Below are 26,305 nucleotides of genomic sequence, written 5' to 3' on the forward strand. Positions count from 1 at the left end.
CCCATGCCGTCCGATCTACTTCCTGCGTGCACCGGACGACTTCTTGCGCTGCGCCCAGGGCGTGCGCTTCGGCTTTTGAATGCCCGACGGTTTCGTCGCGATCTTGACACGCTTCGCACGGCCGGCCGAACCGCCGCCCAACCTGGCCAGCGCCGCCACCTTCGCCGCACGTGGCGGCAACGGCACGACAGGGTCCGCAGGCGCCACGAACCGGCGCGTGCGACGGTTGACGGTGCGCGTGCGAGGCGCGACGGCCGGCGCCTGCTGCGGTTGCGGCGTCTGCACGAGCATGTTGTGATCGTCGGACGCGGGCATGACCTCCATCCGGTCCTGCCCGTCGGCATCGTCCTGCGCGACCGGCTCGATCGCCATCGCGCTCGAATCGTCCGGCGTTGTCGAAACGGAAGGGGTGCTGTCGTTGTGCTGCGGGTCGAGACCGGCGCTCAGGCGCTGCGCGATCTCGATCTCCAGCTGGCGCTTGAGCGGCACCGCGGCGGCATACGCTTGCGGATTCACCGTGCCGGGCCGAACGGCGCCGTACGTTTGCACGAACGCATTCATGCTCTGCACCAGCGCCTGCGAAAGCCATGCCTCGCGGTGCGGAATGTAGGCGAGCAACTCCTCCACGAGCCACATATCCTCCGGCTCGATAACGCCCCCGGTCGACAGCCGCGCCTCCTGCGCACGAGCGTCGGCCAGACGCTCGCTCATCCCGCCGCCGGCGAGTCGGCTCACGAAGCGCTCGACGTCCGGCGTGTCGTTGACCGGCATCGCGGCAAGCGACATGTCCCGGTTCGCCAACGGCGGGGGCAGCGCCGAAGGCTGCGCGGCGAAGCGGGCTTTCCAGTCTTGCGCCAGCGTCGTCTGGTCGGCGTCCTGGTCGAACACGCGCAGAGGCTGCCGCGGTTGATCCGCGTGGATGCCGAAACCCGCGCGGCGCAAGATCAGATAGGCGTAGGCCCGGCTGATCCGCCCGTTACCGTCGTGCAACGGATGCAACACGCTGAGCCGTTGCTGGATCTCGGCGGCGAGCGCGGCGACACGTGCTTCGCTGTCGCGCGACGGCGTTCGCACGATCTGCGCGAACTGCGCCGCCCCCTCTTTCAGAAGAGAGACGAGCTTCGGCCGCTTGTTTTCCTTCCGATAAGCCACGTGGTATTTGTCGCCCTTTTTGGTGAGCGTCATTCCGTTTTGCTGAAGCGCCGTGCGCGCGTCGGGGCCAAGTGTCACCAGCTCGCCCCACGCCGAGGGGGCGTCCGCGTTTGTGATGAAATCGATGTCCCGAGGCGTCACGCCGGTGAGCCGGGCGGCGATGGTCAAGAATCCGTCGATAGACCAGATGTCGGTGCCATCGTCGGTAATCACCTCGTGCCAGACTTCGGCCGTTCGCTTGCCGTACGGGTAGGCAAAGCTCGCGTCGCGCTGGCCCTCGACCGTGCCACCCACGCTGTTCGAAATGAACCAGGCCTGCGTGCGCTGATCGAGCCCGTTGTCCGGCAAGCCGGTCAGCCATCGGTCCTTCGGATTGAGCAACGCCTCCTGACTGTGCTTCACGGCGCTCGCGTGCGACGACGATTCGCCCTGCTCCAGCAGCGTCACAAGACGCGTAACTCCCGCGCCGAAATTCCCCGCCTCGATCGACAGCACCTTGAATGTCGCCCGCGCGCGAAACACGACCTCGCGCTGACCATGCCCCACGTCCGGAGCGAGCGGGCTGATGGGAATACCGTTGAATCCCTTGGCATAGATCCTGTAGCGGTCCATGGCGGCACTTGCGCCGGACATGGCGCCCTTGGAAAACGTGACGGTGCCGCCCGCCGATTCGCTGGCGCTTAACGGCGCGCCCTGACTGAAGACCTCACCGACCTTGAGCGAATCGTTTCGCGCGTAGGCGGCGTAGAGCGTGCCTTCGATGGGAGCGATCTGCGCGAGCGTGGTATCGAGCAGCGAGACATTGGCCCCCGGGGTTCCCCGTTTGCGCGACGGCACGCTCTTGCCCACCGTGTCCTGATCCATGCCCACGTTATCGCGCTGCACGCCCGTCGCCGGCGATGCCCATTTCGTCAGGATGTCGCGCTCGTTGCGCAGGTCGTCGCCGCTCAGCGACTTGCGCAACTGGTCGGTACGTTGGCGCAGAAAGGGGCGGTCTTCGGCCAGGTCGTCGCGCGATGCCCAGTCGATGGCGGAGACATCGCTGAATTTGGTCGGTCTGTACGCGTCGACTCTGGGTGACTTTCCACGACGTACGTCCACGATCGTTTGCAGGTAGCGCCCGTTGTCGCGCAGCCCCGCGATCCGGCCTACGCTGCGCCCGTCGCCCCGGCGCGCCGCCAGATGGCTGTACAGCGCGATCACGTAGTCGTCCTGATCCTGGGCGCCCGACCTTACCAACCCCTGGAGGACACGCATCAGTGCGTCGAGATCGTCTCGATGCCTGACCAGCGCTGCTCGCTGCGTGTCGGTCAGGTTGTCCCACGTCGTGGGGTCGATGGTTGCGGGCCGACCGGCGATGTCGAGCGCGTCGTCCGGGTTCCACGGCGTCTGGGCCTCGCCCGGCTCCTCCCGCGCAAAGGGAAATATCGTCCGGTAGTGCGCGGCAATCGCGGCGCTGTGCCGGTCGACGTCATAGCGCGAGACCATCGGAATCTCGCGGGCCGCGCTATCGAGAAGAGCGGCGTCGTTCTCGGGATAGGTGCCGAGCGTGCCGGCCTGACGATCGTCGGGCGGTGCATACGGGGCGAGTTGCGCCCACGCGAGGGCGATGTTGTTCGAGAGCCGGATCCTGTCGGCGGACCGCTCGGCCGCCAGCCATGTCAGACGTACATGGGCGAAACTCTTGCCGCTCGCCTGCCTGAGTTTCGTCAGGTAGGCGTCCTTGGTGTACTGCTTGTCGACGTCGCTGGAGAAATCCACCACGCGCTGGATCGGCGCGGACGCGGGTGGCGGGGCGGGGCGCCGGAGTTGCGGGGCCGGCGGCGCGACAATGATCCTGCGCTGTTGTGCGACAGCCTGCGTTCGGGCACTGGTGTCGATGGCGGCACGCATTTGCGCGTGCATGCGGCTGGCGGGGCGCTGGTCGTCGAGCGCTCCGATCCCGGCGGACGTCCGCTCGGATGCCGGCGCCAGCTCCGACCGGTTAGGCTCTTGCGGTCTTCGCGTCGTCTCTGCCTCGCTCATCGCTGCCCCGTGTCATGCGTCTGCGGCTTCCCGGCATTCCGCAGGGCTACCGCCACCCGTCCGGTTTGCCTCTTTCAGGTCTCACGCCTCGTTCGGCGCGTCCCGGCCACCGCGGCATCGCTTCATTGTTTGGTGCGCCCATAATCGTCCTGAAATCGCACGATGTCGTCTTCGCCCAGATACGCGCCGGACTGCACTTCGATCAGTTCGAGCGGCACCTTGCCAGGATTTTCCAGACGGTGCGTTGTGCCCAGCGGAATATACGTCGACTGGTTTTCGGTAAGCAGGATCGTATGGTCGCCGTTCACCACGCGCGCCGTGCCCTTCACCACGATCCAGTGCTCCGAGCGGTGAAAGTGCATCTGCAAGCTCAGCGAAGCGCCCGGTTTCACGACGATTTTCTTCACCTGAAAACGATCGCCGACACAAATGCCCTCGTAGTCGCCCCACGGCCGGAATACGCGCTGATGGAACACCGACTCCGAGCGGCCTTCGGCGATGAGCGTCTCGACCACGCCTTTGACGTCCTGCACACGATCCTTGGACGTGACCAGCACCACATCCGGCGTTTCCACGATCACGAGATTCTCGACGCCGATAGCCGCCACCATCCGGCCTTCACTGCGCACATAGCTGTGCTTCACACCATGCGCCACGACGTCGCCGATCAGACTGTTGCCATTCTCGTCACGCTCGGCAATCTCGGCCACCGCCGACCACGAACCGATGTCGTTCCACCCAAGACCGTCGGCATCCACCACGGCCGCGCGGTGTGCCTTTTCCATGACGGCATAGTCGATGGAATCGGACGGGCACGCTTGCAGACTCGCCTCGTCCAGACGGAAGAAGTCGATATCGACGGCGCCCCGGTCGACGGCGGCTTTCACCTGCCGCAGCATCTCCGGGGCGAGACGTTCGAGCTCGTCCAGATACGCCGCCGCCCTGAACATGAACATGCCGCTGTTCCAGTAGCAGTTGCCAGCGGCAATCAGTTCGGCCGCCTTCGCGGCGTCCGGCTTTTCGATGAACTGTTCGATGTGAAATCCGTTTGCGCATGCGGGCGTAGCGCTGCCGCGGCGAATGTAGCCGTAGCCGGTGTGCGGCGATGTCGGGGGAATGCCGAAGGTGACGAGATAGCCGTCGTGCGCCAGTGTGCTGGCGGCACGCACCGCTTCGCGGAATTTCGCCTCGTGCGCGATCGCGTGATCCGAGGGCAGTACGAGCAGCGTGGCGTCGGCATCCTGACGCTGCGCAATCCATGCGGCCGCAGCCACGGCCGGCGCCGTATTGCGTGCGACGGGTTCGAGCACGATGGCGCTGGGCGTCGTGTCGATGGCGCGCAACTGCTCGGCCACAAGAAAACGTTGTTCGTTGTTGGAGACGATCAGCGGCGCGAGCGCGCCGTCGAGCGCGCCAATGCGCCGGATCGTCTGCTGGAGCAATGTGTCGGACCCGGCGAGCGCGAGATACTGCTTGGGATAGCTCGCCCGCGACAGGGGCCATAAACGGGTACCGCTACCGCCGCACAGAATGACAGGAGTTATCGCCATATACGGATCGTGGAAGGTTACGCCACATTGCTTGAAGGAAGCAAAAATTATATCGTCATTTCAAAGACTTAAAACGACATTGCCATGACGCGCGGATCTGTTTTTCCGGCGCGTAAAAGAAAAACGGCACCCTGCAAAGGGTGCCGTCTCCTTGACGCTTCGTATCGGGTCGACGATGTCGGCTTTCGCCAGCGCCGCCGTCCCGACTGCCGTACCGCTTCGTACCGCTTACTCTGCGGTCGGTTCTTCCACCGAAGTGGGGATCGGGGCAAACGCCTCTTCCAGAGCGATCTGGTCGTGACGCTCGCGATCCGACGTTTCGCGGGCCTTGCGAGCCTTGTGATACGCCAGACCCGTACCTGCCGGGATCAGACGGCCAACGATGACGTTTTCCTTCAGGCCACGCAGGTCGTCCTTCTTGCCCATGATCGCGGCTTCGGTCAGCACGCGCGTCGTTTCCTGGAACGATGCGGCGGAGATGAACGAATCCGTCGACAGCGACGCCTTCGTAATACCCAGCAACACGTTCTCGTACTGCGCCGGACGCTTGTCCGCGGCGATCATGGCATCGTTCTCGTCGAGCATTTCCGAGCGTTCGACCTGTTCGCCGGTGATGAAGCGCGTATCGCCCGAATCGACGATCTGCACACGACGCAGCATCTGGCGAACGATCACCTCGATGTGCTTGTCGTTGATCTTCACACCCTGCAAACGGTACACGTCCTGCACTTCGTCGACGATGTAACGCGCCAGTGCTTCGATACCTTGCAGACGCAGGATGTCGTGCGGGTCGGCCGGGCCGTCCACGATCATTTCACCCTTGTTCACCACCTGACCGTCGTGCACCAGCACCTGCTTTTCCTTCGGAATCAGGAACTCGTGCTGGTTGCCGTCCAGATCGGTAATGACCAGACGCTGCTTGCCCTTCGTGTCCTTACCGAACGACGTGGTACCCGTGACTTCGGCCAGAATGCCGGCGTCCTTCGGTGCACGCGCTTCGAACAGTTCGGCCACACGCGGCAGACCCCCGGTAATGTCGCGGGTCTTCTGCGCTTCGGTCGGGATACGTGCGAGCACTTCGCCCACCGGCACCGGCTGGCCGTCCTTGATCGTAATCAGGGCGCCCACCTGGAAGCCGATCGTCACCGGGTGGTCGGTACCCGGGATCTTCACTTCCACACCGTTTTCGTCGAGCAGCTTGACCTGCGGACGCACGTTCTTCGACGCCGGACCGCGACGCTTCGGATCGATCACGACCAGCGTGGACAGACCCGTCACATCGTCGATCTGCTTGGCGACCGTGACACCTTCCTCGACGTTCTCGAACTTGGCGAAACCGCCGTGTTCGGTAATGATCGGGCGCGTCAGCGGATCCCACGTACCCAGTTGGGCACCGGCCTTGACCTGTGCGCCGTCCAGTTGCAGCAGCGTGGCGCCGTACGGCACCTTGTGACGCTCGCGCTCGCGACCGTGATCGTCGGTGATCAGGATTTCACCCGAACGCGAGATCGCGATCTGCTCGCCCTTGCCGTTCGTCACGTAACGCATGGTCGCCGTGAAGCGAACCGTACCGTTCGACTTGGCTTCGATCGACGAGGCCACTGCCGCGCGCGATGCCGCACCACCGATGTGGAACGTACGCATCGTCAGCTGCGTGCCCGGCTCACCGATCGACTGCGCCGCGATCACGCCGACGGCTTCGCCGACGTTCACGCGCGAACCGCGGCCCAGATCGCGGCCGTAGCAGGCAGCGCACAGACCATAGCGCGTATCGCAGGTCAGCGGCGTGCGCACGCGCACTTCGTCGATACCCAGCGACTCGATCATTTCGACGACGTCTTCGTCCAGCAGCGTGCCGGCCTCGTACACCGTTTCTTGGGTCTCCGGATTCACGACGTCGGCCACGGCCACACGGCCCAGGATACGGTCACGCAGGGCTTCGACCACTTCACCGCCCTCGACCAGCGCCTTCATCGCCACGCCGTTGCTCGTGCCGCAATCGTCTTCGACCACGACCAGATCCTGCGTCACGTCGACCAGACGACGCGTCAGGTAACCCGAGTTTGCCGTCTTCAGCGCCGTATCGGCCAGACCCTTACGGGCGCCGTGCGTCGAGATGAAGTACTGCAACACGTTCAGGCCTTCGCGGAAGTTCGCGGTAATCGGCGTCTCGATAATCGAGCCGTCCGGCTTGGCCATCAGGCCACGCATACCGGCGAGCTGGCGAATCTGGGCGCTCGAACCGCGAGCACCGGAGTCGGCCATCATGTAAATCGAGTTGAACGACTCCTGATCCACGGCGTTGCCGTCGCGGTCGATCGTCTTCTCCTTCGAGAGCTGCTCCATCATCGCCTTACCCACGGCGTCACCGGTAGCACCCCAAATGTCCACGACGTTGTTGTAACGCTCTTGCGCCGTGACCAGACCCGACATGTACTGACGGTCGTATTCCTTGACCTTCTTCGACGCTTCGCCGATAAGCTCTTCCTTCTTCGTCGGCACGAGCATGTCGTCCACGCAGATCGAGATACCGGCACGCGTTGCCAGGCGGAAGCCCGACTGCATCAGCTTGTCGACGAAGATCACCGTCTCGCGCAGACCGCAGCGGCGGAACGCCGTGTTGATCAGCTTCGAGATTTCCTTCTTCTTGAGCGACTTGTTCAGCACCGAGAACGGCAGGCCCGGGGGCAGAATTTCCGACAGGATCGCGCGGCCGACGGTCGTCGGGTACAGCGTGACCTTCGGCGTCTTCTCGCCCGTTTCCGGATCGACCGTGTACTCCGTGATACGCACGTTCACACGCGAAGCCAGTTCGACTTCCTTGTTGTCGTACGCGCGCAGCACTTCCGAGACGTCGGTAAACGACAGGCCTTCGCCGTGGCCGTTGATCTTGTCGCGGGTCGCATAGTACAGACCGAGCACGATATCCTGCGACGGCACGATCGACGGATCGCCGTTAGCCGGGAACAACACGTTGTTCGAGGCCAGCATCAGGGTACGCGCTTCCATCTGCGCTTCGAGCGACAGCGGCACGTGAACAGCCATCTGGTCACCGTCGAAGTCGGCGTTGAACGCCGCGCAAACCAGCGGGTGAAGCTGAATTGCCTTGCCTTCGATGAGCACCGGCTCGAACGCCTGAATGCCCAGGCGGTGCAGCGTCGGTGCGCGGTTCAGCATGATCGGATGCTCGCGGATCACCTCTTCGAGGATGTCCCACACCACCGCCGTCTGGTTCTCGACTTCCTTCTTCGCGGCCTTGATGGTCGTGGCCACGCCCATCACTTCCAGCTTGTGGAAGATGAACGGCTTGAAGAGTTCGAGTGCCATGAGCTTCGGCAGACCGCACTGATGCAGCTTGAGCGTCGGGCCCACGGTAATGACCGAACGGCCCGAGTAGTCGACGCGCTTGCCCAGCAGGTTCTGACGGAAACGACCGCTCTTACCCTTGATCATGTCGGCCAGCGACTTGAGCGGGCGCTTGTTCGCACCGGTCATCGCCTTGCCGCGACGGCCGTTGTCGAGCAGCGAGTCCACGGACTCTTGCAGCATGCGCTTTTCGTTGCGCACGATGATGTCCGGCGCCTTGAGTTCGAGCAGACGCTTCAGACGGTTGTTACGGTTGATGACGCGACGATACAGATCGTTCAGGTCCGAGGTCGCGAAGCGGCCACCGTCGAGCGGCACCAGCGGGCGCAGTTCGGGCGGGAGCACCGGCAGCACTTCGAGCACCATCCATTCGGGCTTGATACCCGAGCGCTGGAATGCCTCGAGCACCTTCAGGCGCTTGGCGTACTTCTTGATCTTGGCTTCCGAGCCCGTGGCTTGCAGCTCGGCGCGCAGATGCTCGACCTGCTGGTCGATGTCGATCGAGCGCAGCAGCTCGCGCACGCCTTCCGCGCCCATCTCGGCACGGAACTCGTCGCCGTATTCCTCGACCTTGTTGTAGTAATCCTCCTCGGTCATGATCTGGCAACGCTTGAGCGGCGTCATGCCCGGTTCGAGAACCACGTAGGCTTCGAAGTACAGCACGCGTTCGATATCGCGCAGCGTCATGTCGAGCACCATGCCCAGACGCGACGGGAGCGACTTCAGGAACCAGATGTGCGCGACCGGCGAAGCCAGTTCGATGTGGCCCATGCGCTCACGGCGCACCTTGGCCAGCGTCACTTCAACGCCGCACTTCTCGCAGATCACGCCACGGTGCTTCAGGCGCTTGTACTTGCCGCAAAGGCATTCGTAGTCCTTGATCGGACCGAAGATCTTTGCGCAGAACAAACCGTCGCGTTCGGGCTTGAAGGTCCGGTAGTTGATCGTCTCCGGCTTTTTCACTTCACCGAACGACCACGAGCGGATCTTGTCCGGCGAAGCCAGACCGATCTTGATCGCGTCGAACTGTTCGTCCTGCTGGACTTGCTTGAATAGATCGAGCAAAGCTTTCATTGCTTTCTCCTGTTGCCTGAACGCGATTAACCGCGCTCCAGGTCGATATCGATACCGAGCGAACGGATTTCCTTGACCAGCACGTTGAACGACTCCGGCATGCCGGCATCGATCACGTGATCGCCCTTGACGAGGTTCTCGTACACCTTCGTACGGCCCGTCACGTCGTCCGACTTCACCGTCAGCATTTCCTGCAACACATACGATGCGCCGTAGGCTTCCAGTGCCCACACTTCCATTTCACCGAAGCGCTGACCACCGAACTGAGCCTTGCCGCCCAACGGCTGCTGCGTCACCAGCGAGTACGGACCGGTCGAACGGGCGTGCATCTTGTCGTCGACCAGGTGGTGCAGCTTGAGCATGTGCATGAAGCCGCAGGTCACCGGACGCTCGAAGGCTTCGCCGGTGCGACCGTCGAACAGCGTGACCTGGTTCTTCGACTGGGTCATGCCGAGTTCCTTCGCGATGTGATCCGGGAACGCCAGATCCAGCATGCGACGGATTTCCTCTTCATGCGCACCGTCGAACACCGGCGTCGCGAACGGAACACCGTTCTGCAGGTTGCGGGCGAGCGACATGATTTCGTCGTCCGACAGGCTGTCGATATCTTCTTGCTGACCGCTCTCGTTGTAGATCTTCGTCAGGAACTTGCGAATTTCCTGGACCTTGGTGTGCGCCTGCAGCATTTCGCCGATACGCCAGCCCAGACCCTTCGCCGCCCAGCCGAGGTGCGATTCGAGAATCTGACCCACGTTCATCCGCGACGGCACGCCGAGCGGGTTGAGCACGATGTCTGCCGGACGGCCATCGGCCATGTACGGCATATCCTCGATCGGCACGATCTTCGAGACCACACCCTTGTTACCGTGACGGCCGGCCATCTTGTCGCCAGGTTGCAGACGACGCTTGACCGCCAGGTACACCTTGACCATCTTCAGCACGCCCGGCGGCAGTTCGTCGCCTTGCGTGAGCTTCTTGCGCTTCTCTTCGAAAGCCAGGTCGAACGAGTGACGCTTCTGCTCGATCGATTCCTTGATCTGTTCGAGCTGTTGCGCGCCTTCGTCGTCTGCCAGACGAATGTCGAACCAGTGGTAGCGATCCAGATCGGCCAGATATTCCTTGGTGATCTTGGTGCCCTTGGCGAGCTTCTTCGGACCGCCATTGGCCGTCTTGCCCACCAGGAAGCGCTCCAGACGCTGGAACGCGTCGCCTTCCACGATACGCAGCTGGTCGTTCAGGTCCAGGCGATAGCCCTTCAGTTCATCGTCGATGATCTGCTGGGCGCGCTTGTCGCGCTGAATGCCTTCACGCGTGAACACCTGCACGTCGATAACGGTGCCGCTCATGCCCGACGGCACGCGCAGCGAGGTGTCCTTCACGTCCGAAGCCTTCTCGCCGAAGATCGCGCGCAGCAGCTTTTCTTCCGGCGTGAGCTGGGTTTCGCCCTTCGGCGTGACCTTGCCCACCAGCACGTCGCCGGCTTCGACTTCCGCACCGATGTACACGATGCCCGACTCGTCCAGACGGCTCAGTTGCACTTCCGCCAGGTTCGAGATGTCGCGCGTGATTTCTTCCGGTCCGAGCTTCGTGTCGCGAGCCACGACGTTCAGTTCTTCGATGTGAATCGACGTGTAACGGTCTTCCGCAACGACACGCTCCGAGATCAGGATCGAATCTTCGAAGTTGTAGCCGTTCCACGGCATGAACGCGATCAGCATGTTCTGACCCAGCGCCAGCTCACCCAGGTCGGTCGACGCGCCGTCGGCGATCACGTCGCCGCGCGCCACCTTGTCGCCCACTTCCACGATGGGGCGCTGGTTGATGTTGGTGTTCTGGTTCGAACGCGTGTACTTGATCAGGTTGTAGATGTCCACGCCGACTTCACCGGCAACGGCTTCGTCGTCGTTCACGCGAATCACCACCCGGCCCGCGTCGACGTAATCGACCACACCGCCACGGAACGCCTGCACGGTCGTACCCGAGTCGACTGCCACCGTACGTTCGATACCCGTACCGACGACCGCCTTTTCCGGACGCAGGCAAGGCACGGCCTGGCGCTGCATGTTCGAGCCCATCAATGCGCGGTTCGCGTCATCGTGTTCGAGGAACGGAATCAGCGAGGCAGCGACCGAGACGATCTGCGACGGCGCCACGTCCATGTACTGGATGCGGTCCGGCGTGACCATCAGCGTTTCGCCGGCTTCACGCGACGACACCAGTTCGTCGGTGAGTTCGCCGTTCGCGCCGATCGACGCGTTCGCCTGAGCGATCACGTAGCGGCCTTCTTCAATGGCCGACAGGTAATCGATCTGGTCGGTGACCTTGCCGTCCACCACCTTGCGGTACGGCGTTTCCAGGAAACCGTATTCGTTCAGGCGTGCGTACAGTGCCAGCGAGTTGATCAGGCCGATGTTCGGACCTTCCGGCGTTTCGATCGGGCACACGCGGCCATAGTGGGTCGGGTGCACGTCGCGAACTTCGAAGCCTGCGCGCTCGCGCGTCAGACCGCCCGGGCCCAGTGCGGACACACGACGCTTGTGCGTGATTTCCGACAGCGGGTTGGTCTGGTCCATGAACTGCGACAGCTGCGACGAACCAAAGAACTCGCGAATGGCCGACGAAATCGGCTTGCTGTTGATCAGGTCGTGCGGCATCAGGTTTTCCGACTCGGCCTGACCCAGACGTTCCTTCACAGCGCGCTCGACACGCACCAGACCGGCGCGGAACTGGTTCTCGGCCAGTTCGCCGACGCAACGCACACGACGGTTACCCAGGTGGTCGATGTCGTCGACTTCGCCGCGGCCGTTACGCAGATCCACGAGGATCTTGATGGTCGCGAGAATATCGTCGTCTTCCAGCGTCATCGGTCCGAGCACTTCGTCGCGGCCGACACGGCGGTTGAACTTCATACGACCCACCTTCGACAGGTCGTACGCTTCTTCGCTGTAGAACAGACGGTTGAACAGGGCCTCGACCGCATCTTCGGTCGGCGGCTCGCCCGGGCGCATCATGCGGTAGATCGCGATACGTGCAGCCGTCTGATCGGCGGTTTCGTCGATACGCAGCGTGGCCGAGATGTACGAACCCTGATCCAGATCGTTCGTGTACAGCGTCTGGATATCCGACACCCCCGACTCGCGCAGCTTGACCAGCACGCTTTCGGTGATTTCGTCGTTGGCGTTGGCGATCACTTCGCCCGTGTCGCCATCGATCACGTTCTTCGCGAGCACACGGCCGAGGAGATAGTCTTCCGGCACCGAGATGAACTTGGTGTTGGCGTTCTCCAGGTCGCGGATGTGCTTGGCGTTGACGCGCTTGTCCTTCTGGACGATGACCTTGCCTTCGCGATCCGTGATGTCGAAACGCGCCACTTCACCGCGCAGACGCTCCGGCACGAACTCCATCTGCGCGCCTTCCGGCATCAGCTTGAAGTTGTCGAACACGAAGAAATTCGCGAGGATCTGTTCCGGCGTCAGACCAATGGCCTTGAGCAGGATCGTGACCGGCATCTTGCGACGACGGTCGACACGGAAGTACAGGATGTCCTTCGGATCGAATTCGAAGTCCAGCCACGAGCCGCGGTAGGGAATGATCCGCGCGGAGAACAGCAATTTGCCCGAGCTGTGCGTTTTGCCCTTGTCGTGTTCGAAGAACACGCCCGGCGAACGGTGCAGCTGCGAGACGATGACACGTTCCGTGCCATTGATGACGAAGGAGCCTGTCGAAGTCATGAGCGGAATTTCGCCCATGTACACTTCCTGTTCCTTGACTTCCTTGACTACCGGCTTGTTCGGCGATTCCTTGTCGAGAATCACCAGACGAACCTTGGCGCGCAGGGCCGAGCAGAAGGTCAGGCCGCGCTGTTGACATTCCTTGACATCGAACGCGGGAGTGCCGAGCAAATAGCTGACGAACTCGAGGCGTGCGAACCCGTTGTGAGAAACGATCGGGAAAATGGAGGAGAAGGCTGCTTGCAGACCCTCCGGCTTCCGCTCCGATGCAAGCACGTCGGCTTGCAAGAACGATGTGTACGAGGCGAGCTGGGTAGCCAGCAAAAACGGCACCTTGTGCACGGTCGGACGCTTCGCAAAACTCTTGCGAATGCGTTTCTTCTCGGTGAAGGAATAGTGCATTACGATCTCCGAATCACTACGCTGACGACGACGGCAGGCATCGGCAACGGGTGTTCATCGACTGAGACCAGACGTCCCCCACGGCGGGCTTGCCACGGAGCAACGAGCTTGGTGGTTGGCCGCTACCAACCGCTGGCTGACGGCGACGGATGCCTGTGTTGCCCGTCGCCCGACCAAACTTGCCTTCTGCAGTCGCTTCAGAAGACAAAGAGAAAACCGTCACGGCGCCATGCATGGCATATGCCGTCGCGATTTTTTCTTTGGCCTCTCGGTCGCTACTTCGCTGCGGCGCTGTCGCCGCCCCCGCACGTCCCGCTGGCGGAACACGCGTTTGAAACGTCACGAGCGATACGTTGCCCGTCGAATTCGTTTCAATTTCAAACAGTTGGCGCAGGTTCACGCCGGCTTTCGAATTTGGATTCCCGATTTTGGGATTTGCATCTCCTGAAAGCACAAAAAGGCTGACGACATTTCGTCGCCAGCCTTCCCTACGCGCAGAGCCGAATTACTTGACTTCGACCTTGGCGCCGGCTTCTTCCAGCTTCTTCTTGGCTTCGTCAGCAGCAGCCTTGTCGACGCCTTCCTTGACAGCCTTCGGAGCGCCATCGACCAGATCCTTGGCTTCCTTCAGGCCCAGACCGGTGATTTCGCGCACGGCCTTGATGACGCCGACCTTGTTTGCACCGACTTCTGCCAGGATGACGTTGAATTCGGTTTGCTCTTCAGCAGCAGCAGCACCGCCGCCAGCACCAGCCGGGCCAGCAACTGCCAGGGCAGCAGCCGACACGCCGAACTTCTCTTCGAACGCCTTGACCAGGTCGTTCAGTTCCATAACCGACATCGCGCCTACGGCTTCGATGATTTCGTCTTTCGTGATTGCCATTTGTAAAACTCCTAGATTGTGTTCGGACCGAAGTCAGCGATCGTGTAACCGAACAGAGAATTAAGCAGCTTCCGCTTGCTTCTTCTCTGCCACGGCAGCCAGGACGCGAGCAAAGCCGGAAACCGGCGCTTGCATGACACCCAGCAACTTCGCGAGCAGTTCGTCGCGGCTCGGGATCGAGGCCAGCGCTTGCACGCCTGCCTTGTCCATCACCTTGCCGTCGTACGAGCCGGCCTTCAAGATCAACTTGTCGTTGCCCTTCGAAAAGTCGTTCAGGACTTTCGCAGCGGCTACGGGATCCGTCGAGATACCGTAGATCAGAGGACCGGTCATCTGTTCAGCCAGGTCAGCAAACGGGGTGTTTTCCACCGCGCGGCGTGCCAGCGTGTTCTTCAGAACACGCAGGTAGACGCCTTGCTGACGCGCATTGGCGCGAAGCTTCGTCAGATCGCCAACCGTGATTCCGCGATATTCAGCCACAACGATGGTCGAAGCACCGGCGACTTGCGCCGAAACTTCTGCCACGACGGCTTTCTTATCATCAAGATTAAGTGCCACGGTTAACCTCCAAAATTGACATCACCTCATGGTGATGCCGTTCCACTAACGGCTTACCGACATGTCTGGAGTTTCAACCCCCGCAACGGTTGCCCGTATACGGCGGTGTGACTGCATAACTTGTTCGGGTTCGCCATCTGCGTTGGCTGGCGTATTAAGGGAGTGTCAGTGAATGCCCATTCCCGCCAACGGTCTTTGATAACCGGAAGCGATTTCCGAAGATACCGCTTCCGCCCAAAGTCTTTTGCTACAGGCTGCCGATCTCGAGGATCGCAGCCGTCGCAGGGGACGCCATCACCCTGCGATTGCGATTGTGTCGCTTAGGCCGTCAGGCTGGCCTGGTCCACACGCACGCCAACGCCCATCGTGCTCGACAGGGCGATCTTGCGCAGGTAGACACCCTTGCTCGAAGCCGGCTTCGACTTCGTGAGGGCTTCCAGCAGGGCCGAAAGGTTCTGTTGCAGCGCTGCGGGTTCGAACGAAGCGCGACCGATCGTGGCGTGAATGATACCGGCCTTGTCGACGCGGAATTGCACCTGACCAGCCTTGGCGTTCTTCACTGCCGTGGCCACGTCCGGGGTCACCGTGCCAACCTTCGGGTTCGGCATCAGGCCGCGCGGGCCGAGGATCTGGCCCAGCGTACCGACGATACGCATCGTGTCCGGCGAAGCGATCACGATGTCGAAGTCCATGTTGCCGGCCTTGATCTGCTCGGCCAGGTCTTCCATACCAACGATTTCCGCTCCGGCAGCCTTGGCTTGTTCGGCCTTTTCGCCTTGCGCGAAAACGGCCACGCGAACCGACTTACCGGTACCAGCCGGCAGAACGACCGAACCGCGAACCACCTGGTCCGACTTCTTTGCGTCCACGCCCAGTTGCACGGCGACGTCGATCGACTCGTCGAACTTGGCGCTCGCGCATTCCTTGACCAGGGCCAGAGCGTCGCCGACCGGGTACAGCTTGTTGCGGTCGACCTTGGCGGCCAGTGCTTGTTGACGCTTAGAGATCTTAGCCATTACAGACCCTCCACCGTGATGCCCATCGAACGTGCGCTGCCAGCGATGGTGCGAACCGCGGCGTCCAGATCGGAGGCGGTAAGGTCAGGCATCTTGGTCTTCGCGATTTCTTCCGCTTGTGCGCGGGTGATCTTGCCCACCTTGTCGGTGTGCGGCTTGGCCGAACCCTTTTGCAGGTTGGCAGCCTTCTTGATCAGCACCGTTGCCGGCGGGGTCTTCAGGACGAACGTGAAGCTCTTGTCTGCGAAAGCGGTGATCACCACCGGAATCGGCAGACCCGGTTCGAGGCTCTGCGTTTGCGCGTTGAACGCCTTGCAGAACTCCATGATGTTCAGGCCACGCTGACCCAGGGCCGGGCCCACGGGGGGCGACGGGTTGGCTTTACCTGCAGGAATCTGCAGCTTGATAAAGCCGATGATTTTCTTTGCCATGGTTTACTCCGGAACGAATATGTGGCGCATATTCGGGGTTGAGTCATAGCGCGCTTTCACCGAAAAAACTGGCTACTGACGCTCCTCGGCGACGGATGTCACCAACGCAAAAACGCGCCGGACGTCGCGCCGGCGCATTTTATTCTTAGATCTTTTCGACTTGTCCGAACTCCAGTTCTACTGGAGTTGCCCGACCAAAGATGGTGACGGATACACGGAGGCGGGCTTTTTCGTAGTTCACTTCTTCCACCGAGCCGTTGAAGTCAGTGAAGGGACCATCCTTGACTCGAACCAGCTCACCCACCTCGAACAACGTCTTGGGACGCGGCTTTTCAACCCCATCCTTGATTTGCGACATGATTTTGTCGACTTCAGCCTGACGAATCGGCGTCGGACGGTTACCCGTGCCGCCGATAAAGCCCGTGACTTTTGGCGTGTCCTTCACCAAGTGCCACGATTCGTCCGTCATTTCCATCTCGCACAGCACATAGCCGGGGAAGAAACGACGTTCGGTGACCTTCTTGTGGCCAGCCGTAGTTTCAACGACTTCTTCGGTCGGAACGAGAATCTGACCGAAGTAGTCTTGCATGCCTTCACGCGTAATACGCTCTTGCAGCTGCTTGGCTACGCTCTTTTCCATGCCGGAGTAGGCATGAATGACGTACCAGCGCTTCTTGCTCGGTGCGGCTCCGGTATCAGACATATCACTTCCAGCCAAGAATCAAAGAGAACACTGCCCATTCAATCGTCTTGTCGCTGATCCACAGATACAGCGCCATCACGATGACGAACGCGAAGACAATCGCGGTCGTTTGCGCGGCCTCTTTACGGGTCGGCCAAACGACCTTACCCACTTCCTTGTACGCATCCTTAGCAAAGGCCAGAAAACCCTTACCCGTTTGCGACATCGATGCCACAAATGCTGCGATAACCAGAATAACGACGATGGCGGCAACTCGCACGTACAGCGCCTGTTGCTCCAAAGTGTAGAACGCAACGACGCCGGCAACGACCAGCAGCCCGGCCACGGCCAGCAGCAGCTTGTCGCCAGTCGTACGTACAGTTTCTACAGGAGAATTCGCCATTTCCAGCTTGCAGACAGTTGTTTGGCAGGGGCAGAGGGAATCGAACCCCCAACCTTCGGTTTTGGAGACCGACGCTCTGCCAGTTGAGCTATACCCCTAAAACAGCAGAGGGGCCAGCCGCCAAAAGCTGACCCCGTAAGCGCGGACCGTTAAGGTACCGGCTTAAGCTACGATCGTTGCAACCACGCCGGCGCCGACGGTACGGCCACCTTCGCGGATTGCGAAACGCAGACCTTCGGTCATGGCGATCGGAGCGATCAGCTTGACCGTGATCGAAACGTTGTCGCCCGGCATGACCATTTCCTTACCTTCCGGCAGGGTGATCGAACCCGTCACGTCCGTCGTACGGAAGTAGAACTGCGGACGGTAGTTGTTGAAGAACGGGGTGTGACGACCACCTTCATCCTTCGACAGAATGTAGACCTCGCCAGTGAAGTCGGTGTGCGGCTTGATCGAACCCGGCTTGGCCAGAACCTGACCACGCTGAACTTCTTCGCGCTTCGTGCCGCGCAGCAGAATACCAACGTTGTCGCCTGCCTGACCCTGGTCGAGCAGCTTGCGGAACATTTCAACGCCCGTGCAAATCGTCTTGACCGTCGGAACGATACCGACGATTTCGATTTCCTCGCCGACCTTGATCACGCCCGATTCGACACGGCCGGTCACAACGGTACCGCGACCCGAGATCGAGAACACGTCTTCCACCGGCATCAGGAACGTCTTGTCGATGGCGCGCTCCGGCGTCGGGATGTACGTGTCGAGCGCCTCAGCCAGCTTCATGATGGCGGCTTCACCGAGTTCGCCCTTGTCGCCTTCCAGCGCCAGCTTGGCCGAACCCTTGATGATCGGCAGCTCGTCGCCCGGGAATTCGTACTTCGACAGGAGTTCGCGAACTTCCATTTCGACCAGCTCGAGCAGCTCGGCGTCGTCGACCATGTCGCACTTGTTCAGGAACACGATGATGTACGGCACGCCAACCTGACGGGCCAGCAGGATGTGCTCGCGCGTTTGCGGCATCGGGCCGTCGGCAGCCGAGCAAACCAGGATAGCGCCGTCCATCTGGGCAGCACCGGTAATCATGTTCTTGACGTAGTCGGCGTGACCCGGGCAGTCAACGTGTGCGTAGTGGCGGTTGGCCGTTTCGTACTCGATGTGCGCGGTGTTGATCGTAATACCGCGTGCCTTTTCTTCCGGCGCTGCGTCGATTTCGTCGTACTTCTTGGCCTGGCCGCCGAACTTCGACGACAGAACCGTTGCGATAGCGGCCGTCAGGGTGGTCTTGCCATGGTCCACGTGACCGATGGTGCCGACGTTCACGTGCGGCTTAGTCCGCTCGAATTTTTCCTTTGCCATTTCCGACTCCTAACGGGTTATCTATTGCCGAGGTTGCTCGGCATGTTGATTGCCGCGCTTCACTATCTTTTGGTGCCCATGGGCAGGATCGAACTGCCGACCTCTCCCTTACCAAGGGAGTGCTCTACCACTGAGCCACATGGGCGAATCCTGTACAGCTACTTCGTCTGCGCGTCACCTGGAGCGGGTGAAGGGAATCGAACCCTCGTCATAAGCTTGGAAGGCTTCTGCTCTACCATTGAGCTACACCCGCTTGGATTCTGACTCTCGCCACTTGGTAACAAGCGCCGGAGGCTCATGCTTCCGGCGCTCATTACTTCCGCATGCTGGTGGAGGAGGTTGGATTCGAACCAACGTAGGCGTAAGCCAACAGATTTACAGTCTGCCCCCTTTAGCCACTCGGGCACCCCTCCGCAGAGAATTTGCAATTATGGAGATGTCGCCACGCCTTGTCAACACCTTCCACGCATTAAATATGCAGTTTCCATGCCTGCGCCTCATCAAATTTTCGATGAATGCGACAAGTCATTGATTTTCCGGCGCATATGCAAATTTGGGAGTCGCCCCGTTTTCGGGGAGTGCGCTCCGGCGAAGATGCGTCGGCGTCGGGGCTCCGCGTGGCGTCTGGGCCATTGCGCCTCATACCGAATGGGTAGCCGAGATTCAGGCGATGGTTCGCCGCGCGTTTTGACAAGATTGAATCGACGTTCCGAGGTTTCATCGCAGCCTACCACGATGTCAGGGACGTCGAGATTATGAAAACTCGATGCTTCCCGCGACGATTCTGCATAGCTCACCGGGATGAAGTGGGGCGCATACTCGGGAATTCAGGCACGGCGTCTCGAGGAATGAGATCGCCTTGCGTTCCGTTGGCCGACTTGCGATGACCAGGCAAGATGCGTCCATCCGGCAGTCCCACCACCATCGCACAACCGGCAGTTCCATCGCCTTCCGCATGCGCAGTACCCCTGGCAGCCGGAACGCTGGCGCCAGTTCGAGCCGTCACGCGAAATCTGGCGTCCGATTGGTACCATCCCAATCGGGCATTGCACGGGGACATAGGCACGGACACGAGCCAAATTCTCCTGACCCGATAGTGGCTGCGTAGCAGCCGATTTCGCTGAGCGTCACGTGACCGGCATGGGCCTGCCGTCTGCCTGTAACATCGCCGACCCGGCCATATTCGGCTATACGTTTCGCATCGAAGATGCCGAAAAAGGACGTCAGGTCTGGGCTCAGCGAGACGGCGTGGCGCGAAGCGTACACTAGCGTCACAAAAGAACCGCATCGCCGGCATGAGGACCCCGCGCCGCACTCGGGCGACTGATCCACGGAGGGATATGCACCCCGTAATGACAGCGCAACAGGAGGAAATCACCTGTGCTGACGCCGAAGAGGAACGACGTCGACGGCTTAAACGCGAAGCACCACTCACTGCTTCCGAAACACTGGATCTCGTTGGAAATAGTCGCTTGCACGACCAAAGCGTGCTGCCCGCACTGACCTCGCGAATACAACGACGTCGTAAGCGCGGGGCACGCATGACCTCCTCCGAAACACTGGATCTCGCGAGAAATGATCGCTTGCTCGGCTAAAGCGAATCTTCCACGCCAGCCTCGCAAAGAGAATGGCATCTCAAGCGCACGGCGCCATTTACTGCCCCAGCCACATAATCCCGCAGGACTCGCTGAGAATCCCCTCATGACGCCCCCCCCAACAACAGGCGCCTAGCGATGACGTAAGAGGAAGGGATGTTGCAAAGCAAAAACCCCTTGCTACGGGAGTAGCAAGGGGTTTTTAAGGGGAGCCTGACGATTACCTACTTTCACACGGGAATCCGCACTATCATCGGCGTGGAGTCGTTTCACGGTCCTGTTCGGGATGGGAAGGGGTGGTTCCAACTCGCTATGGTCATCAGGCATAACTTGTATGTTCTGCTGGCCTGGGGCCAACAAAACCAATTCGGAAGAAGCGTAGTACAACACATGTGGGTTGTGAGTTGTATCGGCACATCGATACTCACACCAGGAAAAACACACTGGTTATAGGATCAAGCCTCACGGGCAATTAGTATCAGTTAGCTTAACGCATTACTGCGCTTCCACACCTGACCTATCAACGTCCTGGTCTTGAACGACCCTTAAGGGGAATCGAGTTCCCAGGGAAGTCTCATCTTAAGGCGAGTTTCCCGCTTAGATGCTTTCAGCGGTTATCTCTTCCGAACATAGCTACCCGGCGATGCCACTGGCGTGACAACCGGTACACCAGAGGTTCGTCCACTCCGGTCCTCTCGTACTAGGAGCAGCCCCCTTCAAACTTCCAACGCCCACGGCAGATAGGGACCAAACTGTCTCACGACGTTTTAAACCCAGCTCACGTACCTCTTTAAATGGCGAACAGCCATACCCTTGGGACCGGCTACAGCCCCAGGATGAGATGAGCCGACATCGAGGTGCCAAACACCGCCGTCGATATGAACTCTTGGGCGGTATCAGCCTGTTATCCCCAGAGTACCTTTTATCCGTTGAGCGATGGCCCTTCCATACAGAACCACCGGATCACTATGACCTGCTTTCGCACCTGCTCGACTTGTCAGTCTCGCAGTTAAGCACGCTTTTGCCATTGCACTATCAGCACGATTTCCGACCGTACCTAGCGTACCTTCGTACTCCTCCGTTACACTTTGGGAGGAGACCGCCCCAGTCAAACTGCCTACCATGCACTGTCCCCGATCCGGATTACGGACCTAGGTTAGAACCTCAAACAAGCCAGGGTGGTATTTCAAGGACGGCTCCACAGAAACTAGCGTTCCTGCTTCAAAGCCTCCCACCTATCCTACACAGACCGGTTCAAAGTCCAATGCAAAGCTACAGTAAAGGTTCATGGGGTCTTTCCGTCTAGCCGCGGGTAGATTGCATCATCACAAACACTTCAACTTCGCTGAGTCTCGGGAGGAGACAGTGTGGCCATCGTTACGCCATTCGTGCAGGTCGGAACTTACCCGACAAGGAATTTCGCTACCTTAGGACCGTTATAGTTACGGCCGCCGTTTACCGGGACTTCAATCAAGAGCTTGCACCCCATCATTTAATCTTCCGGCACCGGGCAGGCGTCACACCCTATACGTCCACTTTCGTGTTTGCAGAGTGCTGTGTTTTTATTAAACAGTCGCAGCCACCAGTTTATTGCAACCCCTTCACCCTTCTGGCGCAGGCCAGTCAAGCTACAAGGGCGTACCTTATCCCGAAGTTACGGTACCAATTTGCCGAGTTCCTTCTCCCGAGTTCTCTCAAGCGCCTTAGAATACTCATCTCGCCCACCTGTGTCGGTTTGCGGTACGGTCTCGTATGACTGAAGCTTAGAGGCTTTTCTTGGAACCACTTCCAATTGCTTCGCGAACAAGTTCGCTCGCCCCACAGCCTTGAATTACGCGCCCGGATTTGCCTAAGCGCCTTCTCCACTGCAGGGACCGGGACTTCCAACACCCGGACAACCTTCCGCGATCCGTCCCCCCATCGCATCATACGACGGTGCAGGAATATTAACCTGCTTCCCATCAGCTACGCATCTCTGCCTCGCCTTAGGGGCCGACTCACCCTACGCCGATGAACGTTGCGTAGGAAACCTTGGGCTTACGGCGAGGGGGCCTTTCACCCCCTTTATCGCTACTCATGTCAGCATTCGCACTTCTGATACCTCCAGCATCCTTTACAAGACACCTTCACAGGCTTACAGAACGCTCTCCTACCATGCGAGCAAGCTCGCATCCGCAGCTTCGGTATATTGCTTAGCCCCGTTACATCTTCCGCGCAGGACGACTCGATCAGTGAGCTATTACGCTTTCTTTAAAGGGTGGCTGCTTCTAAGCCAACCTCCTGACTGTTTTAGCCTTCCCACTTCGTTTCCCACTTAGCAATATTTAGGGACCTTAGCTGGCGGTCTGGGTTGTTTCCCTCTTGACACCGGACGTTAGCACCCGATGTCTGTCTCCCGTGATTGCACTCTTCGGTATTCGGAGTTTGCTATGGCGAGGTAATCCGCAATGGACCCCTCAACCATGACAGTGCTCTACCCCCGAAGGTGATACACGAGGCACTACCTAAATAGTTTTCGGAGAGAACCAGCTATTTCCAAGTTTGTTTAGCCTTTCACCCCTATCCACAGCTCATCCCCTAACTTTTCAACGTTAGTGGGTTCGGTCCTCCAGTACGTGTTACCGCACCTTCAACCTGGCCATGGATAGATCACTTGGTTTCGGGTCTACACCCAGCGACTGGACGCCCTATTCGGACTCGCTTTCGCTACGCCTTCCCTATTCGGTTAAGCTCGCCACTGAATGTAAGTCGCTGACCCATTATACAAAAGGTACGCCGTCACCCCTTACGAGGCTCCGACTGTTTGTATGCATGCGGTTTCAGGATCTATTTCACTCCCCTCCCGGGGTTCTTTTCGCCTTTCCCTCACGGTACTGGTTCACTATCGGTCGATTACGAGTATTTAGCCTTGGAGGATGGTCCCCCCATCTTCAGACAGGATTTCACGTGTCCCGCCCTACTTTTCTCAAGCTTAGTTCCACACCAGGGTTTTCTCATACGGGGCTATCACCCACTATGGCCGGACTTTCCATTCCGTTCTGATAACACCGGTGCTAAATCTTGAAGGCTGGTCCCATTTCGCTCGCCACTACTTTGGGAATCTCGGTTGATTTCTTTTCCTGCAGCTACTTAGATGTTTCAGTTCGCCGCGTTCGCTTCGCTAGACCTATGGATTCAGTCTAGGATGACCTAAAAGGCCGGGTTTCCCCATTCGGACATTTGTGGATCAATGCTTATTTGCCAGCTCCCCACAACTTTTCGCAGGCTATCGCGTCCTTCATCGCCTGTAATCGCCAAGGCATCCACCACATGCACTTATTCGCTTGACCCTATAACGAGTGCGTCTCTCGACACATCCTTCATAGGTTGAGTATTCGCGTTGTGCCGTATTCCAAGTCATCTTTCGATCACTTTAAATACTGGTTGATACAATCACAACCCGTACAATTTCCACGCGCCATCTCTAACGCGCTTCCGTTGTACTACTTCTTCTTCCAAATTGTTAAAGAACAAATACTGCATGACATTGCTGTCATTCAAAAGCATTCACAGAACGCGTACTCACCACAGGGGGATTGACTACAGACGTAAAGCGCTTTTGACTGACATCGATGTGAGATCCAAGGTGTTGGTGGAGGCAGACGGGATCGAACCGACGACCCCCTGCTTGCAAAGCAGGTGCTCTCCCAGCTGAGCTATGCCCCCCAAATCAGTCTGATGCGGCGTTACAAAAAACCTTGCATACCGGTGTATGCCGCGGCTTTTTGTGCCTTGCCTCAGCCAGATTTCTTTCTACCAGACATCGGTGGAAAGAGTTGGTGGGTCTGGAAGGACTTGAACCTTCGACCCCCGCCTTATCAAGACGGTGCTCTAACCACCTGAGCTACAGACCCGACTTAGATCTACGCAGTCAACAACCGATAAGCGTGAGCACTCAACTTCCAGTGCATGCTCTAGAAAGGAGGTGATCCAGCCGCAGGTTCCCCTACGGCTACCTTGTTACGACTTCACCCCAGTCATGAATCCTGCCGTGGTAAGCGCCCTCCTTGCGGTTAGGCTACCTACTTCTGGCAAAACCCACTCCCATGGTGTGACGGGCGGTGTGTACAAGACCCGGGAACGTATTCACCGCGACATGCTGATCCGCGATTACTAGCGATTCCAGCTTCACGCAGTCGAGTTGCAGACTGCGATCCGGACTACGATCGGTTTTCTGGGGTTAGCTCCACCTCGCGGTTTGGCAGCCCTCTGTACCGACCATTGTATGACGTGTGAAGCCCTACCCATAAGGGCCATGAGGACTTGACGTCATCCCCACCTTCCTCCGGTTTGTCACCGGCAGTCTCCTTAGAGTGCTCTTGCGTAGCAACTAAGGACAAGGGTTGCGCTCGTTGCGGGACTTAACCCAACATCTCACGACACGAGCTGACGACAGCCATGCAGCACCTGTGTTACGGCTCTCTTTCGAGCACTCCCGCCTCTCAGCAGGATTCCGTACATGTCAAGGGTAGGTAAGGTTTTTCGCGTTGCATCGAATTAATCCACATCATCCACCGCTTGTGCGGGTCCCCGTCAATTCCTTTGAGTTTTAATCTTGCGACCGTACTCCCCAGGCGGTCAACTTCACGCGTTAGCTACGTTACTAAGGAAATGAATCCCCAACAACTAGTTGACATCGTTTAGGGCGTGGACTACCAGGGTATCTAATCCTGTTTGCTCCCCACGCTTTCGTGCATGAGCGTCAGTATTGGCCCAGGGGGCTGCCTTCGCCATCGGTATTCCTCCACATCTCTACGCATTTCACTGCTACACGTGGAATTCTACCCCCCTCTGCCATACTCTAGCCTTGCAGTCACGAATGCAGTTCCCAGGTTGAGCCCGGGGATTTCACATCCGTCTTACAAAACCGCCTGCGCACGCTTTACGCCCAGTAATTCCGATTAACGCTCGCACCCTACGTATTACCGCGGCTGCTGGCACGTAGTTAGCCGGTGCTTATTCTTCCGGTACCGTCATCCCCCCGAGGTATTAACCCAGAGGATTTCTTTCCGGACAAAAGTGCTTTACAACCCGAAGGCCTTCTTCACACACGCGGCATTGCTGGATCAGGCTTGCGCCCATTGTCCAAAATTCCCCACTGCTGCCTCCCGTAGGAGTCTGGGCCGTGTCTCAGTCCCAGTGTGGCTGGTCGTCCTCTCAGACCAGCTACAGATCGTCGCCTTGGTGAGCTTTTACCTCACCAACTAGCTAATCTGATATCGGCCGCTCTTGTAGCGCGAGGCCCAAAGGTCCCCCGCTTTCCTCCTCAGAGCGTATGCGGTATTAATCCGGCTTTCGCCGAGCTATCCCCCACTACAAGGTACGTTCCGATATGTTACTCACCCGTTCGCCACTCGCCACCAGGTGCAAGCACCCGTGCTGCCGTTCGACTTGCATGTGTAAGGCATGCCGCCAGCGTTCAATCTGAGCCAGGATCAAACTCTTCAGTTTAAACCTGTTACTGTTTTCGGTCTTTCGCGATACATCGCTAGAACCGGTCGCTCTCAAAGTATGCTGACAAGTTAATTTCTTAACTTACCTATTACTATGTGAGCCTCAATAAATTTAAAGCTTATCTGCCGAAGCAGACGCACCATTCATCGAGTGCCCACACTTATCGGTTGTTCAATTTTTAAAGATCAATCGCATCGAACTTCGCTTCGTCGCCAACTTGCCGCGCCGTCGCTTCGTTTTCTGCGTCGCTGCATCAGCAGCAGAGAAGTGAGATTATGTCGCAGCTTCTCGTCGTCGTCAACAGTTTTTTTCGCCTTCATCGCTCGTCGCTCTCGCAACTCACCAGCCCCAAAACCGCTAACCACCGGGCTTTTCGGCCCGTCGCCCCAACCTCGCCGCCGCTTTCGCTGCGCCGCCGTCGTTGCGAGAGACGAGATATTAGTGAAAACCCCGAACCTTGGCAAGCGCTTTGTGAAAATAGTTTGAAAAGGGCAAAAAAAGCCCGCGTCGTGAGCGGGCCAAGATCCATGGGACAGGACACATGGAGGAGACGGGTTCACTGTATCCGGGCCTCCCCCGACGACGCAACGA

Annotated in this window: 11 protein-coding genes, 6 tRNA genes and 3 rRNA genes; all 20 read right to left on the reverse strand. The window is 59.2% G+C overall.

Features of this window, described 5'->3' with window-relative positions:
- Positions 1–15: 15 nt before the first annotated feature.
- Entirely contained in the window at positions 16–3,177 is a 3,162-nt protein-coding gene (locus AB870_RS21530; RefSeq protein WP_084663977.1) for a Fic family protein, read from the reverse strand.
- A gap of 122 nt (positions 3,178–3,299) precedes the next feature.
- Entirely contained in the window at positions 3,300–4,727 is a 1,428-nt protein-coding gene (locus tag AB870_RS21535; protein WP_047906226.1) for a mannose-1-phosphate guanylyltransferase/mannose-6-phosphate isomerase, read from the reverse strand.
- A gap of 228 nt (positions 4,728–4,955) precedes the next feature.
- The gene (gene rpoC, locus AB870_RS21540; protein WP_047906227.1) at positions 4,956–9,167 is read right to left on the reverse strand and encodes a DNA-directed RNA polymerase subunit beta'; all 4,212 of its coding nucleotides are present in this window, start codon (positions 9,165–9,167) and stop codon (positions 4,956–4,958) included.
- 26 nt (positions 9,168–9,193) lie between these two features.
- Positions 9,194–13,300 (reverse strand): DNA-directed RNA polymerase subunit beta, encoded by a 4,107-nt coding sequence (gene rpoB / locus AB870_RS21545; RefSeq protein WP_047906228.1) that lies wholly within the window; start codon positions 13,298–13,300, stop codon positions 9,194–9,196.
- A gap of 505 nt (positions 13,301–13,805) precedes the next feature.
- Positions 13,806–14,183 (reverse strand): 50S ribosomal protein L7/L12, encoded by a 378-nt coding sequence (gene rplL / locus AB870_RS21550; RefSeq protein ID WP_023593799.1) that lies wholly within the window; start codon positions 14,181–14,183, stop codon positions 13,806–13,808.
- A 60-nt stretch (positions 14,184–14,243) separates the two neighbouring features.
- Complete coding sequence (gene rplJ / locus AB870_RS21555; RefSeq protein WP_010804162.1) at positions 14,244–14,741, reverse strand: 50S ribosomal protein L10; 498 nt, start codon at positions 14,739–14,741, stop codon at positions 14,244–14,246.
- A gap of 320 nt (positions 14,742–15,061) precedes the next feature.
- Positions 15,062–15,757, reverse strand: coding sequence for a 50S ribosomal protein L1 (gene rplA, locus AB870_RS21560; RefSeq protein ID WP_044457349.1), 696 nt, complete (start codon positions 15,755–15,757; stop codon positions 15,062–15,064).
- Complete coding sequence (gene rplK / locus AB870_RS21565) at positions 15,757–16,188, reverse strand: 50S ribosomal protein L11 (protein WP_039393782.1); 432 nt, start codon at positions 16,186–16,188, stop codon at positions 15,757–15,759. The genes rplA and rplK overlap by 1 nt, the downstream gene beginning before the upstream one ends.
- 145 nt (positions 16,189–16,333) lie before the next feature.
- On the reverse strand, positions 16,334–16,891 hold the full coding sequence (nusG, locus tag AB870_RS21570) for a transcription termination/antitermination protein NusG (RefSeq protein ID WP_047906229.1): 558 nt from the start codon (positions 16,889–16,891) through the stop codon (positions 16,334–16,336).
- Between the two features lies 1 nt (position 16,892).
- Positions 16,893–17,273, reverse strand: a complete 381-nt coding sequence (gene secE, locus AB870_RS21575; RefSeq protein ID WP_047906230.1) for a preprotein translocase subunit SecE — start codon at positions 17,271–17,273, stop codon at positions 16,893–16,895.
- Positions 17,274–17,295: 22 nt separating this feature from the next.
- Positions 17,296–17,371 (reverse strand) — tRNA-Trp (locus AB870_RS21580).
- 64 nt (positions 17,372–17,435) lie between these two features.
- Positions 17,436–18,626 carry an elongation factor Tu gene (gene tuf, locus AB870_RS21585; protein WP_047906231.1) on the reverse strand — a complete coding sequence of 397 codons (1,191 nt, stop codon included), beginning with the start codon at positions 18,624–18,626 and terminating at the stop codon, positions 17,436–17,438.
- 70 nt (positions 18,627–18,696) lie between these two features.
- Positions 18,697–18,771, reverse strand: a tRNA-Thr gene (locus AB870_RS21590).
- A gap of 34 nt (positions 18,772–18,805) precedes the next feature.
- Positions 18,806–18,879 (reverse strand) — tRNA-Gly (locus tag AB870_RS21595).
- Between the two features lie 74 nt (positions 18,880–18,953).
- Positions 18,954–19,039, reverse strand: a tRNA-Tyr gene (locus tag AB870_RS21600).
- Positions 19,040–20,432: 1,393 nt separating this feature from the next.
- Positions 20,433–20,545, reverse strand: a 5S ribosomal RNA gene (gene rrf, locus AB870_RS21605).
- A gap of 127 nt (positions 20,546–20,672) precedes the next feature.
- Positions 20,673–23,550 (reverse strand): 23S ribosomal RNA (locus AB870_RS21610).
- A 300-nt stretch (positions 23,551–23,850) separates the two neighbouring features.
- Positions 23,851–23,926, reverse strand: a tRNA-Ala gene (locus AB870_RS21615).
- A 111-nt stretch (positions 23,927–24,037) separates the two neighbouring features.
- Positions 24,038–24,114 (reverse strand) — tRNA-Ile (locus AB870_RS21620).
- 64 nt (positions 24,115–24,178) lie between these two features.
- Positions 24,179–25,711 (reverse strand): 16S ribosomal RNA (locus AB870_RS21625).
- Together the 16S, 23S and 5S rRNA genes with 2 tRNA genes alongside form the textbook arrangement of a ribosomal RNA operon.
- Positions 25,712–26,305: the final 594 nt, after the last annotated feature.

It is taken from the genome of Pandoraea faecigallinarum (genome assembly GCF_001029105.3).
Taxonomy (GTDB): Bacteria; Pseudomonadota; Gammaproteobacteria; order Burkholderiales; family Burkholderiaceae; genus Pandoraea; species Pandoraea faecigallinarum.